The sequence below is a fragment of the Gammaproteobacteria bacterium genome (assembly GCA_036381015.1).
Taxonomy (GTDB): Bacteria; Pseudomonadota; Gammaproteobacteria; order Steroidobacterales; family Rariloculaceae; genus ZC4RG20.
Genome location: DASVDR010000014.1, coordinates 21,210 through 36,335, shown reverse-complemented (window position 1 = coordinate 36,335; position 15,126 = coordinate 21,210). Strand labels below are relative to the sequence as shown.

General features: G+C 68.2%; 12 protein-coding genes. 2 read left to right on the top strand and 10 right to left on the bottom strand.

Features of this window, described 5'->3' with window-relative positions; all coding sequences use genetic code 11:
* Positions 1–50: 50 nt before the first annotated feature.
* The 6 genes from VF329_05580 to glsA form a co-directional block, all read right to left on the bottom strand.
* On the bottom strand, positions 51–902 hold the full coding sequence (locus VF329_05580) for a hypothetical protein (protein ID HEX7080464.1): 852 nt from the start codon (positions 900–902) through the stop codon (positions 51–53).
* A gap of 290 nt (positions 903–1,192) precedes the next feature.
* Entirely contained in the window at positions 1,193–2,164 is a 972-nt protein-coding gene (locus VF329_05575) for an NAD-dependent epimerase/dehydratase family protein (protein ID HEX7080463.1), read from the bottom strand.
* 92 nt (positions 2,165–2,256) lie between these two features.
* Positions 2,257–3,795, bottom strand: a complete 1,539-nt coding sequence (locus VF329_05570; GenBank protein HEX7080462.1) for a DHA2 family efflux MFS transporter permease subunit — start codon at positions 3,793–3,795, stop codon at positions 2,257–2,259.
* Positions 3,785–5,035 carry an efflux RND transporter periplasmic adaptor subunit gene (locus tag VF329_05565; protein HEX7080461.1) on the bottom strand — a complete coding sequence of 417 codons (1,251 nt, stop codon included), beginning with the start codon at positions 5,033–5,035 and terminating at the stop codon, positions 3,785–3,787. Before VF329_05565 ends, VF329_05570 begins: the two co-directional genes overlap by 11 nt.
* 89 nt (positions 5,036–5,124) lie before the next feature.
* Positions 5,125–5,739, bottom strand: a complete 615-nt coding sequence (locus tag VF329_05560; GenBank protein ID HEX7080460.1) for a TetR/AcrR family transcriptional regulator — start codon at positions 5,737–5,739, stop codon at positions 5,125–5,127.
* 240 nt (positions 5,740–5,979) lie between these two features.
* Entirely contained in the window at positions 5,980–6,999 is a 1,020-nt protein-coding gene (gene glsA / locus VF329_05555; GenBank protein ID HEX7080459.1) for a glutaminase A, read from the bottom strand.
* 132 nt (positions 7,000–7,131) lie between these two features.
* On the opposite strand from glsA, the gene VF329_05550 reads away from it, so the two are divergent.
* On the top strand, positions 7,132–8,154 hold the full coding sequence (locus VF329_05550; GenBank protein ID HEX7080458.1) for a DUF481 domain-containing protein: 1,023 nt from the start codon (positions 7,132–7,134) through the stop codon (positions 8,152–8,154).
* 97 nt (positions 8,155–8,251) lie between these two features.
* On the top strand, positions 8,252–9,124 hold the full coding sequence (locus VF329_05545) for a YihY/virulence factor BrkB family protein (GenBank protein ID HEX7080457.1): 873 nt from the start codon (positions 8,252–8,254) through the stop codon (positions 9,122–9,124).
* Between the two features lie 17 nt (positions 9,125–9,141).
* Here VF329_05545 and VF329_05540 read toward each other — a convergent pair whose 3' ends face one another.
* From VF329_05540 to VF329_05525, 4 genes are all read right to left on the bottom strand, one after another.
* A complete protein-coding gene (locus VF329_05540; protein ID HEX7080456.1) occupies positions 9,142–10,677 on the bottom strand; it encodes a M17 family peptidase N-terminal domain-containing protein in 1,536 nt (511 codons plus the stop codon).
* 148 nt (positions 10,678–10,825) lie between these two features.
* Positions 10,826–11,728 carry a hypothetical protein gene (locus VF329_05535; GenBank protein HEX7080455.1) on the bottom strand — a complete coding sequence of 301 codons (903 nt, stop codon included), beginning with the start codon at positions 11,726–11,728 and terminating at the stop codon, positions 10,826–10,828.
* Entirely contained in the window at positions 11,729–13,318 is a 1,590-nt protein-coding gene (locus VF329_05530; GenBank protein ID HEX7080454.1) for an MFS transporter, read from the bottom strand.
* 22 nt (positions 13,319–13,340) lie between these two features.
* Positions 13,341–14,912 carry an MFS transporter gene (locus VF329_05525; GenBank protein ID HEX7080453.1) on the bottom strand — a complete coding sequence of 524 codons (1,572 nt, stop codon included), beginning with the start codon at positions 14,910–14,912 and terminating at the stop codon, positions 13,341–13,343.
* Positions 14,913–15,126 lie beyond the last annotated feature (214 nt).

Genomic DNA, 15,126 nt, shown 5'->3' with positions numbered 1-15,126 from the left:
GACGCGAGGCTGCCGGCCGGCGGTCCGAGGCCGCCGTGCCGGCGGTCTCCTCAAGGCACGATAGGGCTCGTCCGGTCGACGGACGTCCTACCTTCGAAGCCGACGAGCAGCTCGCCGGCTTCGTTGGCTTGCTGGCAGATGTACTCGAAGAGCTCCGTTCCCTCTTCCCAGCGCAGGTTGAACGTGCCCGTCCACGGCGCCGTGTAAGCGCCGGGATCGTCGACGATCATCTCGTACTTCATCGTCCCGGCGTCGAGTCGAGTGAAACGCTCGATCGTGTGAAGGGCCTCGGTGTGCGGCAGGCCTCGGCGATCCAGCCAGAATCCCTCGTTGTAGCCGACGGTGTCGATCACGAGCGTGTCGCCTTCCCACCAGCCGATCGAGTGGCCGTAGTGCGTCGGAGCGAGATCGCGCGGATGGGCGCGGCCGTCCATGTAGACCGTGCGGAAGGTATGGGGGCCGCCGATATCGAAGATATACATGCGCTCGAGCTGCGAGAACTCGACGAACTCGACGCCGTAGGGGGTCTGGAACTGGCGTGCCGCGCCCGAGGGCTTGCAGCGCGAGTGCGGCTCCATTCGCGTCGTGAGCCGCGCGTCGTACAGCGCGCGCGCCCACTTCTTGAACGGCACCTGCTCGACGTTCGTGAGAGGCTCACCGATTCCGACCGGCGCCCAGATCCCTTTCTGCTCCGGGCTCGCGCCGCCGAGCAGCACGCGCCCGTCCGCTCGGCGCGGCGCCGGCCCCGCAGGCTGTCCCGGCTCGGCCCTGCGAGGCTGCGCGGCCGCCCCGTTCGGCGGACCGGGTTGGGCAACGGCGAGCGATACGCCAAGCGTGAGGCTCGCGAGGACCGCGGCAGCGTAGAAGCGACAAGTCATGAAATCCCCCCTGTTGGTCAGCATTCGATCCACTTCGCCGAACAGGACAGCCGAATGATCGGCACGGACGGCGTCACGTAAGTCTCGGGTGCGCCGCGCAGAGGATAGGCAGCGCGATGCCGAAACCCCGGCCCCGAGCCTGAATGCGGTCCCTTCCTGCGACGATTGGAAGTGTGCGCTGCGGCCTCGATCGGCGCAACGCCGGGCGACTGAGCCACGCGAAACGGCGGTCGCGACGTCGAGTCGCCGTCGTCGGGGCCGAAATCTGCCCTGGAGCGAGCCGCTCGAGGGCCGCGGCGCTCCTCCGCGGCCGCTCAGGCGCGGCCGAGCAGCCCGTCCTCGAACGTGTAGTCCACCGCGCGGCGGGGTTGCTCGACGTACCACGCATACGTCGTGCGAAGCGCGTCCTCGATCGGCGTCGGCGCCACACCGAGCACGCGTTGCGCCTTCTCGACCCGCTCCGTCATCGGGGGACGGTCGAGCGCCTCGCCGAAATACATCCCGGGGCCCGCAAGCTCCCCCCCGGCCGCCCGGATCCGCTCCCGCGGCACCGGCACGAGCTCGGGCTCGACGCCCGCAACGCGCGCGAGCAGCTCGACGTAGGTCCGCTGCGTCAGCGGCTCGACGTGCGCGACGTTGAAAGCCTCGCCGACCGCGGCCGCCGTCTCGAGCGTGCGAACGCAGGCCTCCGCGAGATCGCCGACGAACACCCACTGGATCGGATCCGTGCCGCCGTCCGGAAGCACGATCGGCCTGCCGTCGCGCATGCGGTCCCAGAAGAACTGCTCTCGATAGAGCGCCTGATGCGGGCCGTGCACGTACGGCGGGCGGAACGTCACGACCGGGAAGCCCGATTCCGCGTGCATGCGGAACAGCGCCCGCTCCGACGACGCCTTGTGCGCGGCGTACGGCCGCGGATCGTCGTCGCCGACGAGCGGATCGTCCTCCGTGTGGTCGAGCCCCGCGCCATAGACCGCGATGCTCGACATGAAGACATAGCGCTCGAGCGTTGCGCCGCACGCGCGCGCGGCGGCCTCCACCTGCGCGGCCGTGGTGCCCTTCGCCCAGTCGTATGCGATGTCGAACAGCGCCTGCGGCCGCTCGCGACGGACCGCCGCGGTGAGCGCGGGCAGATCGCTGCGGTCCGCCTGCACGTTGCGCACCGCGGCGCCGAGATCGTGACGCTCGCGCCGGTGCAGCACCGCGACGTCGTGCCCGCGAGCGAGCAGGCGCCGCACGATCTCGCGGCCAATGAACTGCGTGCCGCCGATCACGAGCACTCGCATGCCAGCTCCTTCGTTCTTCGAACCTTCTTTCTGCCATCTCGGGCGCGAGCCGAGCGCGTGCAGCATAGCGTCAGGCGCGGCGGCCCGCAGCCTCAGTGCCCGCCCGCCCCCGCGGCCGCCCGGCCGAACGGTCCCTTCGCGGCCCAGACGAGCACCATGAGCGCGAGAAAGAGCCACCCCGAGAGCCAGAAGTAGTCGTTGGTCGCGAGCATGAAGGCTTGTTTGCCGATCATCTGCGCGAGCTGCACGGCCGAGGCGTGGGCACCGAGGCCGAGGTCGCCGAGCCGCCCGACGAACCCGTCATTGAAGAGGTCGGGCGTCGACGCCGCGGCCGTGAGCCGCGCGTCGTGCAGCGCCTGGCGGTGCTCCCAGATCGAGACGCTGATCGAGGCGCCGAAGCCGCCGCCGAGCATGCGCAGGAAATTCGCGAGCCCGGACGCGCTCGCGACGCGCTGCGCCGGCAGGCCGGACAGCGACATCGCGATCAGCGGCACGAAGAAAAGCGGCATGCCGATGCCGAACACGAGCCGCGGCGCCATCAGCTGCGCAAGGCTCACCTCGGTCGTGTAGCCCGCGACCCAAAACGAGACGGCTGCGAACAGCACGAACGAGATCGTCACGAGCACGCGGAGGTCGTAGCGGCGCATGAGCGCGCCGAGGAACGGCGAGACGGCGATCGCGAGGAGGCCGAGCGGCGCGGCCGCGATGCCGGCCCATGAAGCCGTATAGCCCATCTGCGTCTGCAGCCAGAGCGGAAAGATGACGACGCTGCCGAAGAAGGTCAGATACCCGAGCGACAGCGCGACGACGCCGACCGTGAAATTGCGCTGCCGGAACAGCGACAGATCGACGACCGGGTTCGGCTCCGTGAGCTCCCACGCCACGAAGAAGCTCAAGGCGACGGCCGCGACGACGGCGAGCGCCCAGATGGTCGGCGACGAGAACCACGCGAGCTGGTTGCCCTTGTCGAGCAGCACCTGGAGGCTCGCGACGCCGACGATCAACAGGGCGAGGCCCACGACATCGATCGGGCGGCGCTCGGTCTCCGTCTCGCGCCCGTGCAACAGGCTCGCCGTGAGCCACGCAGCGATGAGCCCGATCGGCACGTTGATATAGAAGATCCAAGGCCAGCTGTAGCTCTCCGTGATCCAGCCGCCGAGGATCGGCCCCGCGACGGGGGCGACGACGGCGGTCATGCTCCATATCGAAAGCGCGGTGCCGTGCTTCTCCTCGGGATAGTTCATCAGCAAGAGGCTCTGGGACAGCGGGATCATCGGGCCCGCGACCGCGCCCTGAAGCACACGAAAAATCACGAGCATCGGCAGCGACGTCGCGAGCCCGCAGAGCAGCGACAGCAGCGAGAAGAGCAGCGTGGCCCAGACGAAGAGCCGTACCTCGCCGACGCGCCTGCCGAGCCAGCCCGTGAGCGGCAGGGCGATCGCGAGACTCACGGCGAACGACGTGATGATCCACGTGCCTTCGTTCGGGCTCACGGCGAGATCGCCCGCGATGGTCGGGATGGCGACGTTCGCGATCGACGTATCGAGCACGTTCATGAAGATCGCGAGCGACACGCCGATCGTCAACAACGCGAGCTTGGCGCCCGTGACGGGCGGCTGCCTAGCCCCCATGGCCGTCCGCCTCGCCGGTCTCGAGGTCCTGCGCGAACCGCGTCGGGCCGCTCGTCGAGGCCTCCTCGATGCGGCCTGCGCTGTTCGCCGTGATGATCCGCGCGATGAGCCCGTCGGCGTCCGTGGCGCGCAAGTCGTACACGGAGGTCGTATAGCTCCCGGGATCGACGATCTCGAGCGAGTCCGGCGCGGCAGCGCTCGGCCGCGTGTCGACCGTGACTTCCATCGACAGGCCGATCTGGAGGCGATGATCCTCGATCTCGTCCTTGGCGATGCCGATGCGGACGGGCACGCGCTGCACGATCTTGATCCAGTTGCCGGTCGCGTTCTGGGGCGGCAGCAGCGAGAACGCGCTCCCGGTGCCGGCGCCGATGCCGATCACCTTGCCGTGAAAGGCGACCGAGCCGCCGTAAGCATCGGCGTGCAAGAGGACGGGTTGGCCGATGCGGATGCCGTCGAGCTGGGACTCCTTGAAGTTCGCATCGACCCAGATCTCGTCGCTCGGCACGATCGCCATCAGAGGCGCGCCGGGATCGACCTGCTGTCCGACCTGCACGTTGCGATTGGCGACGACGCCCGACACGGGCGCGACGATCTTGGTGCGCTCGAGCGCGAGGTAGGCTGCACGGACCTCGGCGGCCGCGAGCGCGACGTCGGGATGATGCGCGAGGTCGGTCTCGCCCAAATCGGCCCGTAGGACCTCGAGCGCGCGCTCGGCCGCGGCGAGAGCGTGTCGGTTGACCTCGACGCTCGTCGCGCTGTGCTCGAGCACTTGCGTCGAAGCGGCGCCCTTCGCGTGCAATCTTCGATTACGCCGGTAGTCGCTTTCGGCCAGCGCGAGCGACGCCTGCCGAGTGGCCACCTCCGCCTCGAGCTGCTTCTCCTTCGCGTATTCGCCCTGGATCCGACGAACGGTCGATGCGAGCTTCGCCTCGGCCTGCTCGAGCGCTACGCGCGCGTCGGTGTCGTCGAGCCGGACGATCGTCTGTCCTTGGCGCACGAGCATCGTGTCGTCGGCCATGACCGCGACGACGGTGCCGTGGACCTCGGCCATGACGGGCACACGATTGCCCGCGACGTAGGCATCCTCGGTCGATTCATGAAAGCGGCCGGTCGTGAGCCAATAGGCGCCGTAGCCCGTGCCGGCGACGGCGAAAAGCGCGGCGAGGCCGGCGAGCGCGATGCGACGGCGGCGGCGACGAGGGTCGGGAGTATGGGTGCGTCCTTCTTCTTGGGGCATGGCCGGACCTCCTGAAACCGATAGACAATAGTTGACTATCTAGTCAAATCTTTGACAAAAAAAGAGAAACCGGGATGGAATCAGGCCCGCTATGCGCGGACCCGCTCCTTGCGGGCGCCGAGCAGACGCAACACGGGCGCATAGAGGCCGTGCATGGGCTCGGGGCTGTTTTGGACCCGGGCGCGCGCGAGCGCCCCTTCCATCAACGTCTGCACGCTTTGTGCCGCTTCCTCGACGTCGTCCACGTCGACGAGACCTTCCTCCTTCGCGTCGCGAATCGCCGCTTCGATGTACTTGCGCTTGCGCGCCACGATGCGTTGCGAAGCCTCCCAGACCTCGGGCTCCAAGCCGCCGCTTTCCATGCCGACGCTGAAGAACGGGCAGCCGAGCACGCGGCCCTTGGATTTCCGCATCTCGAGCTGGGTGCGATACACCGCGTCGAGGTAGCGCTCGAAGCGCTCGAGCGGCGGCACGGTCACCGAGAACGCGGCATCGAGCGTCGGACGCGTGTGCGTTTCCCACCAGGCGTCGAGCGCGGCGACGGCGAGCGCCGCCTTCGACTCGAAGAAATGATAGAAGCTGCCCTTCTTGACGCCGGCGCGCTCGCAAATGGCATCCACGGTCACCGCGTTGTAGCCTGCTTCCCAGGTCAACTCGGCGGCCGCGCTCATCAATCGCTCTCGGGCGTCGCTGACTCGTCCCATGACCACCACCTCGATGGGGCGCATGATAGTTGACTGGACGGTCAAATGCAAACCCTCCCGGAAGCATGCCTGCTACAGATCGTGGAGTAGCCAGCACGGGCCGCGCGTAGTTCGATGGCTTCGAGCCGTTCGTCCCGACGCCGTGCTTCCCGAGCTATCCGTCGGCCCACGCGAGCGCAAGCTACGCCGCGCGCACGGTGCTCGAGGCACTTTACGGCACAAGGTTTGGCGTTGGGCGAATCACCAATCGTCGGACTTCGGCTCGCCCCAGGGCTCGGACGCAAAGAGATCCAGTCCGAGCCTTTTCGACAGAAATGCGGTAGCCAGGCACCCTTTCACGCTGTTCCCCGCGACGTCGAGCAGCGGCGCGAAAGTGCCGAGACCGCACTTGCCCGGCGAGACGGTGACGATGCCGCCGCCGATCCCGCTCTTTCCCGGGAGTCCGACCTCGTACAGCCAATCGCCCGAGGTTTCGTACAGCCCCGCGGTCGTCATCACCGAGAGGACGTAGCGGCCGACGGAGGCATCGACGACGCGCTCGCGTGTGAGCGGATGAATCCCCCCGTCGGCGAGCGTCGCGCCCATCACGGCTAGATCGCGCGCGGCGACCTTCAGCGAGGACTGCTTCGTATAGAGGTCGACGGTCTCGACCGGATCGAAGTAGAGGCGGTCGCAGCTCGCCAGCAGCCGGGCGATGCCGCGGTTACGATGGTTCGCCGCCGACGCGCAGGCGTAGATTTCCTCGTCGAGCACGAGCTCCCGGCCGGCGAACCGGGACAGCCCCTCCCGGATGGCGCGCCACTTCGCGTCCGCGGTTGCGCCGGGCACGAGGCTCGTCGCGGCGATGGCGCCCGCATTGACCATCGGATTGGTGCGTCCGTCCGCGCTTCTCTCGATCGCCGCGACCGAGTTGAACGGCAAGCCCGTAGCGTTGACGCCGAGGCAATCCCGGGCCCGTGCCGGCCCCAGCGCCGCGCACACGAGCGCGAAGACGAAGGGCTTCGCCACGCTCATGATCGCGAACTCGACCTTCGCGTCGCCCGCCGAATAGAGGTTGCCGCTGACGCCCGCGACGCAGATTCCGAAGCGGTCCGGCCGGGCCGCGAGGAGGCTCGGGTAGACGTCCGAGAGCCGCCCATCCGCATTCGTCCGGTAGCGCTCGTACGCATCGGACACGGCTTCGTGGACAGCCCTGGAAGGGGGCAACACGCCGGTGGAGACATAAGCCTCACCGGCGCGCCGTGCGGTTCGCGCGCTCATGCCTGCGGAAGCATTTCACCGCCTCGCATCCGCGCAGGCCATTGGACAAAGGTCCACGTTACCGGGGCTCGAGCGCCCGCTAGCATTCGAGTCGCACTGCCGAGCCGTGATGACGATCGGAGAGAGGCTTCTATGCGGAAGTGCGTTTCGGGCGCAGCCTGTGCGGCGCTGCTCGCCGCGGCATGCTGCACATACGCGCAAGAGGACGAGAGAGACGTCGTCGTTCTGACCACGGGCAATCGGCTCGCAGGCGAGGTCATCGAGCTCGCGCGCGGCAAGCTCGCGTTCTCGATCGACGGAGCCGGCACGGTCGACATCGACTGGAGCAATGTCGAGGCGCTGACGAGCCCGCGAGAGTTCGACGTCGAGCTCGAGTCCGGACAGCGGCTGTCGGGGTCGATCGTCTCGACGTCTCCCGGGCGGCTCGCCGTCACGGCCGGGACGGCCCCCGCGGACGTCGAGGCCCAGGAAGTGATCCGCATCACGCCGATCGCGGCCACGCCCGCGGAGCGAACGTCCGGCTACGTCGACTTCGGTCTCGACTTCCTGACCGCGAACGACGAGCTCGACCTCAAGATCTACGCGGAAGCCGAGAACGTGATGCGCAAGTACGTCACGACGCTGTCGGTCGACGCGATCGTCAGCGAGATCGACGACGAGACGGCGCAACGGCGCAACTACCTCCAGCTCAGGTCGCGCCGCCTGCTCGAGAATCGGTGGTTCGCGATCGGCCGCTTGCACCTCGAGGAGGATCTCGAGCTCGACCTCGACTCGAGAACGCTGCTCGGCTTCGGCGGAGGCCGAACCTTGCTCCAGTCGAACCGTGCGGTCGTGGCGCTGTACGGCGGCCTCGCAGGGGATCGGGAGCGTTACCGCGACATTCCAGGGACGGAAGAGAGCGCCGAGGCCTTCGTGACGCTGGAGTGGGACTGGTTCGAGCTCGGCGGCGACACCCAGGTGACGACGGACGCGACGACGTTCTTCAGCTTCGACCGCTCCCGAAGGCGTGTCGAGGTCGATGCGAGCCTGCATCGCTCGATCATCGGCAACGTGCACTGGAGCGTGAGCCTCTACGAAAGCTACGACAGCGATCCGCCGGAGGGGCTCGAGAACAGCGATCTCGGGCTCTCGTTCGCGATCGGGCGATCGTTCTGAGGCTCGCATCGTCTTGGCAGCGCGCGTGCACGGACCGTCCCGGGTCGAAGAGCGCGAGAGCTCGCCCGGCAGGCGCCGTCGTCTCGGTATCGTCCGTGTGCTGCGTGCTACCTGGGTCGAATACGAACGCGATCGCGCGCGCTACTTCGCCGCGGCGATGGCGTACTTCGCGTTCGTCTCGCTCGTCCCGCTGCTCTTGTTACTGCTGTCGGTGCTCGGGCTGCTGCTCCGCTTCTCGGACGGTGCCGCCGCGGCCGAGCGGCAGGTGCTCGAGCAGATCGAGGTCAGGTTCGGGAGCGAGCTGCACGCGACGATCGAAGGCCTTCTCGGCGCGTTGCAGCAGGAGTCTGTCGGCGCGACGGCGATCGGCCTCGCGGGTCTCCTGCTCACTGCATCGGTGCTGTTTCGCCATCTCAGAATGACCTTTCGGGCGATCTGGAAGCGCGATCCGCCGCTGGTTTCCGGGCGCGTCCGCACGGTGGTCTGGGCGACGCTTCTCGAGCGCGCGCTCTCGTTCCTGATGGTGCTCGGCGGCGGCGCGCTGCTTCTCGCCGCTCTCGCGCTGATGGCGGTCTCCCAGTGGATCGTACGTGCCCTCGGCGGCTTGCCGTTGCTCGGCTGGACCGCCGAGCGACTGCTCCCGCCGGTCGGCGCCCTCGTGCTCGCGGCGGTCACCTTTGCGATCCTGTACCAGATCCTGCCGCCCGTCCGCCTCCGCTGGAGAGACGTGTGGCTCGCCGTGCTCATCTCGACCGTCGCGTGGGGTGTCGCAGCCGAAGTGCTCGCGCTCTACGGGCTCTATCTCGGCAGCAGCCCGAGCGCATCCGGTGCGTTCGGCGCGTTGCTCGTGCTCATGTTGTGGATGAACGCGGTCTTCAAGATGCTGTTCTTCGGTGCCGAGATGTGCAAGGTGGTCGCCGGCGCCGGTCGGGCGGCCGCACCTGCAGACGCGTTCCTACCTGACCGATAGGATCAGGTCCCATAGCGTCACCGCCCGCTCCCCGTGACAGGCCTGAAGTCGACAGCCAGCTGCACGAGCAGCCGCGCACCGAAGCCGGTGCAACCGCCCGGATGCCACGACACGTCGTCGTCGCTTTCGGCCGTCCCGGCGATATCGATGTGGGCCCAGGGCTTGCCCGCGACGAACTCCTCCAGGAACAGCGCCGCGATGATCGTTCCGGCGTTCGGACCGCCAAGGTTCTTGAGATCGGCCACGTTCGAGTCCAGCTCCTTGCGGTACCGGCGCGCGAGAGGGAACTGCCAGACGGGCTCGTCGGTCGCATACGCTGCCGTTTTCACCTGGTCGATCAGCTGTTCATCGTTGCCGAGCACACCGGCGATCTGCGTGCCGAGCGCCCGCATGCAGGCGCCGGTCAGGGTGGCGATGTCGACGATGGCATCGGTCTCGTTCTCCGTCGCCAGCACCAGCGCATCGGCCATCACCAGGCGTCCCTCGGCATCGGTGTTGGTAACCTCGACTGTCTTTCCGCCGCGGGTTACGAGCACATCGCCCATGGCGAGTGCGGTGCCCGACGGCCGATTGTCAGTGCACATGAGATAACCGACGACCTCGGTGGGGCAGTGCAGGGCAGGCAAGCTCAGCATCGCCGCCAGAATCGAGCCCGCTCCGGTCATGTCGTTCTTCATGTTCGCGTGAACATCGTCGGCGGGTTTGAGCGCGAGGCCGCCTGCGTCGTACATGATGCCCTTGCCGACCAGCGTGAGATGCCCGGTGGAGGTAGCAGCGCTGCCGTCCGCAGCGCGCGGCTTGTACGTGAGCTTGATCATCACCGGCGGCTCACTGCTGCCGGCGTTGACCCCGAGCAGACCGCCGCAGCCGAGCTCGATCAGCGCGTCCTTGTCGAAAACCTCGACTTCGAGCCCGCGCTCGCGGCCCAGCGACTGCGCGGCCTGCGCCATCGCGGTGGCGGTCAACAGCGCGGGCGGCGCATTCGCCAGATCACGCGCGACGGTGGTCGCCGCGGCCAGCACCTTGCCTCGCTCTGCCCCGGCCGCGATGTCCCGATCGCTGACGAGCACGATCTCGGCGATGGGGGTGACGGCCGTGTCGGCCTTGAGCACGCCGTACCGGTAGCGGGCCAGCAAGATGCCCTCCACGACCGCCTGCGCGGCGACGTCGCCAGGCACGGCACCGATATCGGCGAGCATCATGGTCAAGCGGCCATGCGATTCGGTTGCGCGCGCGAAGGCGGCGGCCGCATTGCGCAGCCTGGCGGCGTCGAGCTCGCCAGCGTCCCCCAAGCCGACCAGCACCAGCGTGGCCTTGTCCCGCGGGAGCACGAAGGTTTGGCCGGGCTTCGCTTGGAAGTTGCAGCCCGCGAGCGTTTGCCAGGTCACGTTCGCGTCCGTCGGCAGCTTGCCGTGAGGTACCACGGGCACGCCCAGAACGGCATCCGGTGCCGGTGCGGCGGCGACCGTGACACGGACGCCCTCGAGTTGGCTGCTCGACGGTGCAAGAGGGTAAGAATGTCGTCCGAGAAAGGCGGCCATGACGAACTCCATTTGCGCTCGGTTGCTGTCGGATCGCCGTCGGCAAGCGTCCGGGCGTCCGCGCCGTTCGGGCAATACTTTCGGCAACACTGTCACTCGCGCGTCGACCGCGCTAGTTGCCCTTAGGTCTAATGGCGCGAAAACCAGCTGTTACCGGCCACTAGCGAGTCAATGCGCAGCTGAGCGCAACCCCGACACGTTTGCTCTTCGTGTAGAGATCGGTCAGCCGGGGATCAGTGAAGTTGAACGACCGCTTCTCCGCGAACACCTCGATATCCAGGCAGCCGCGCAGCCGGTTCGTGTAGCCCGCGCGTGCGCGCGCCTCGCGCTGCACGGTGCCGCCGGCCGACGGGCTGCTGAACGTCCACCCGTTCACGACGCGCTGCTCGACGTAGATCATGCCCCACCGCCCGCGGCTCACGGTCCCTTTGCCCCACGAGCCGATCGTCATGTTGGAGACATCATCGTAGGTCTCGTCGAAGGAGTCCGCCCAGGCATAGCCCGCCGACGCGTTGATGCCGAGCGTGAACCTCCACGGTGAGCTCGGCACGGCGAACTGCCATGTGCGCGACGCTCTCGCGACGTTGAGCTCGACGTATGAATCTATGCCGAGCGGATCGTCCTTCGCGACGTTCAGAATGCCCCACTCGAGCGTATCGCGCAGCGTGCGGAACCCCCCTTCGGCCGAAGGCTCGTAGTTGCGCTGCGACGCTTTCCATGCGAAGGAAAGGATCCCGTACTCGAGCGCCGTCTCGCCCTTGCCCCACTGCAAATGCGCGCCGATCGTATTGCGGAGCCGCTCCGCGGCGGGCAGCGGCTCGCCGCAGTCGCACGCGCGAGCGCGAGGTTGACCCGTGCGGCGCCGGAACGAGTAGCGCCCGTCGAGGATCACCTTGGTGCCCGGAAAGGCCTCGTCGATCGTCCAATGTTCCTCGGCCATGGCGACGCCCCCGTAGTCGTCGCCGATGTCCCAGGGATCCGCGGCATGCAGCGAGGGCGCGAAGAAGGCGACGATCAGTAGAAACCCGGGCGGAGCCGTCGAGCGGCGGGCCGTCTCGTCCATTCACTTGCCTCCCCGAGCTTTGGACACGCCGGCTGCGGGAACGAACGCGAGCAGCGCGAGCCCGGCCAGCACGTAGAAGGAGACCTTGAGCGCGTCGAGGCGCGCCTCGGTATTGATGCGCACCGCCTCACTCACCTCGTTTGGGGTCGCGTTCGTGCGCTCGAGCGCGCGCAGCAACTGCTCGTTGCTCACGAACGAAACGCTGTCGAGGTCGAATTGCGCGCGAATCTCCGCGGAGATCAGCGGATTCGCCGACACATGGCTCCGCACGCTCGAGCCGAGCACGCCGACGAGGAGCCCGGCAGCGAGGGCCGTGCCGACGCCCGAGCCGAGGAAGCTCGTGCTGCCGCAGACGGAGCCGACGTCCCCCGCCAAATCCCCGGGCACGCTCGAGGAGAGCAGCTTGAACAACACGGCCGCCAGGGCGCCTTCGCCGAGCCCGGTCACGATCAAGGCGAGCACCACCATCGTGTCGCTCCAGTCGTTGCGAACCGTTGCGCCGAGCAGCGCCAGCCCGCACGCGACCAGCAGAAACGCGGCCCGCGCAATGCGCCGCGCGCCGAGCCGCGAGTCGAAGCGCACGATGACGATCGCCGTCGCGAAGCTCGCCAACGTGAAAGGCACGAGCGCGACGGCCGTATAGAGGCTAGTGCGTCCCTGCACGACCTCGATGTAGAGAGGGATCAGGAAGGTCAGGCCGGCGCCGAGCGCCCCGATCGTGAACATCGACAACAGCGCGGACCGCTCTCGGGTGCTGCCGAGCAATTCAGGCGCGCACAGCGGCATGCGGCCGGTCGCCCGGCACCGGCGCGTCCACACGACGAACGCATGCAAGAGCAAAACGCCCGCGACGATCGCGATCGGCGCCGGCGACAAATCGAAAACGCTGAGCGGGGCGGCCGGCCGCGCTCGCCAGACGCCCCAATACGCGACTTTGTCGGCGCCGATGCCGATCAGCAGCATCGCGGAGGCAGCGAGAACGACGCCCGCGGCATCGATGTGGATCCTGGCGCGCGTGTCGGCGCCGCGCAGGCTCGCGCCCGAGAAGTAGAGCCCTGCGGCGAAGACCGCGAGCAGCGCGAAAGTGAGGCGCCATTGCGCCGAAACGGCGAGATAGCCGGCGATCAAAAACGCCGGCACGATCCCGATCGCCTGCATGGCGCCGAGCCAGCCGAGCGCCCGGGACTGCTGACTCCCGCGGTAATGGTCCGAGATCATCACGACCGAGGTCGGAATCAACGCCGCCGACGCCATGCCCGCGATCGTCTGCGCAAGCATCATCGCGCCTGCGTTTCGAGCCGCGGCCGTCAGTGCCATGGCCGCGGTCAGCATCAGGGCGGTCGCTCGGAATACGTGCCGGGCGCCGAAGCGCTGGGCGATGCGCGCGCCGAGCATGATAAAGGCCGCGACGACGAGGAAGTGCAGGACGATCGCCGTCTTGACGGAGCTCGCGGGCGTGCCGAGGCCTTCCGCGATGGCGTCGACGGAGACCTTGAGCGTCGTGAGATTGAAGACCAGGAGCAATTGCGCGAGCGCGATGACGACCAGCGGCATCCATGACGCACGCGCCTCGGCTTCTGCTGCGCTCACGGGAAGCGATCGCGCCACGGGGTCACTCGCCGTCCGGCACGACGCGGCCGCGCGCGGCACCGGGCAGCGCTCCGGAAGGGAAGAATGCGAGCAACGCGAAACCGGACAGCGCGATGAACGAGATCTTGAGCGCCACGAGCCGAGCCTCCGTGTTGATGCGCACGGCTTCGTTCTTTTGCTCGCCCGTGGCGGCCGTGTTCGCGAGCGCGGCGAGCAGGCGATCGTTGCTGACGAACGGCACGTCGTCGAGGTTGAACTCGGCCTTCAGCTCGTCCGGGATCAGCGGATTGTGGACGAGCTCGCGGTGCACGCCGGTGCCGAGGACGCTGATGACGAGCGCGGACGCGACCGCCGTGCCGACGCCCGCCGCGAGATTGTTCGTGCAGCCGCGGAGCGATCCGACGTCGCCCGCGAGCTCCTTCGGTGACGCGGAGACGAGCACGTTGAAGAGCAGCGCGACGAGGGCTCCCTCGCCGAGGCCTGCCAGCACCATGCCGGAGACGACCATGCCGGTGCCCCAGTCGTTGCGGATGACCGCGGCGAGGAGCGCGAGCGCGACCGTCGTGACGAAAAAGGCGCAGCGCGCGATGACGCGAGGGCTCGCGAAGCGATAGAGCCCGACCACGAGCACGGCCGCCATGAAGCTCGCGAGCGAGAACGGGATCACGGCCGCTGCCGTGTCGAGCCCGCTGCCGCCCTGGACGACCTGGATGTAGAGCGGAATCAGAAACGTGAGCGCCGAGCCGATCGCACCGACCGTGAACATCGTGAGCAGGGCGGCGCGCTCCGCCGGCGTGTCGACGACGTCGAGCGCGACGAGCGGCGTCTTGCCGCGCGCCTCGCGCCGGCGCGACCACGTGACGAACGCCTCGATCAGGAAGAGACCCGCGATGATCATCATCGGCGCCGGCGACATATCGAGCACGCTGAACGGCGCGGCGGGCCGAGCCAGCAGCCCGCCCCAGTCCGTGAGGTTGTTCGCCCCGACGCTGATCAGCAGGATAGCCGCAGCGGCGAGCACGATACCGGTCCAGTCGATGCTGACGCCCGAGGGCGCCGGCCGCACCTCGAGCTTGCCGCTCAGGAGGTAGACGACGCCGGCGACGAGAATGAGCCCGCCGAATGTGAATCGCCACCCGACGGTCGTGGCGAGCCAGCCCGCGATCAGAAACGCGAGCACGATGCCGAGCGCCTGGGCTCCCCCAAGCCAGGCCAGGGCCTTCGCGCGCTGGTGCCCGCTGTAGTGGTCCGCGATCATCACGACGAGCGCCGGGACCAGCCCTGCGGCCGCGAGCCCCGCCACGATCTGCGCGACGAGCATCATCGGAACGTTCCGGCTCGACGCCATCACGGCCATCGCGCCCCCGAACAGCGCGACGGCAAGGCGGAACACGCGCCGCGAACCGAACACCTGCGCGATTCGCGCACCCAGCATGATGAGCCCGGCGACGACGAGCGAGTAGGTCACGATCGCCGTACCGACAGTGGTGGCCGGCGCGTTGAAGCTCGACGCGACGCTTTCGATCGACACCTGCAGCGTCGACACGTTGAAGACCATCAGCATTTGCGCGAGCGCGATGGTGAGCATCGGCATCCAGGAGGCATGCGGCTCGGCCCGGGCTCTCGCATCCGAAACCGGCGCCGTCGCGGTCGCGGCGTCTGCGCCCACCTCCTGCATGACTCATCGTAATGTCCGCGAGCGCTGCCGGCTCCATTGGACCAAAGGCCAACTTGCCGTCTCCATTCCCGCGTGCAAGCGTGCGTCGTAGATCCGCGCTCGCGGCTTCCAGGCTCGACGCGTTCAGCCC

Excerpts from the sequence above, each read along its gene's own strand:
- VF329_05535 (HEX7080455.1), bottom strand. The coding sequence starts at position 11,728 with ATGGACGAGACGGCCCGCCGCTCGACGGCTCCGCCCGGGTTTCTACTG.
- VF329_05550 (HEX7080458.1), top strand. The coding sequence starts at position 7,132 with ATGCGGAAGTGCGTTTCGGGCGCAGCCTGTGCGGCGCTGCTCGCCGCG.
- VF329_05570 (HEX7080462.1), bottom strand. The coding sequence starts at position 3,795 with ATGGGGGCTAGGCAGCCGCCCGTCACGGGCGCCAAGCTCGCGTTGTTG.
- VF329_05525 (HEX7080453.1), bottom strand. The coding sequence starts at position 14,912 with ATGCCGATGCTCACCATCGCGCTCGCGCAAATGCTGATGGTCTTCAAC.
- VF329_05575 (HEX7080463.1), bottom strand. The coding sequence starts at position 2,164 with ATGCGAGTGCTCGTGATCGGCGGCACGCAGTTCATTGGCCGCGAGATC.
- VF329_05560 (HEX7080460.1), bottom strand. The coding sequence starts at position 5,739 with ATGGGACGAGTCAGCGACGCCCGAGAGCGATTGATGAGCGCGGCCGCC.
- VF329_05565 (HEX7080461.1), bottom strand. The coding sequence starts at position 5,035 with ATGCCCCAAGAAGAAGGACGCACCCATACTCCCGACCCTCGTCGCCGC.
- VF329_05580 (HEX7080464.1), bottom strand. The coding sequence starts at position 902 with ATGCTGACCAACAGGGGGGATTTCATGACTTGTCGCTTCTACGCTGCC.
- glsA (HEX7080459.1), bottom strand. The coding sequence starts at position 6,999 with ATGAGCGCGCGAACCGCACGGCGCGCCGGTGAGGCTTATGTCTCCACC.
- VF329_05540 (HEX7080456.1), bottom strand. The coding sequence starts at position 10,677 with ATGGAGTTCGTCATGGCCGCCTTTCTCGGACGACATTCTTACCCTCTT.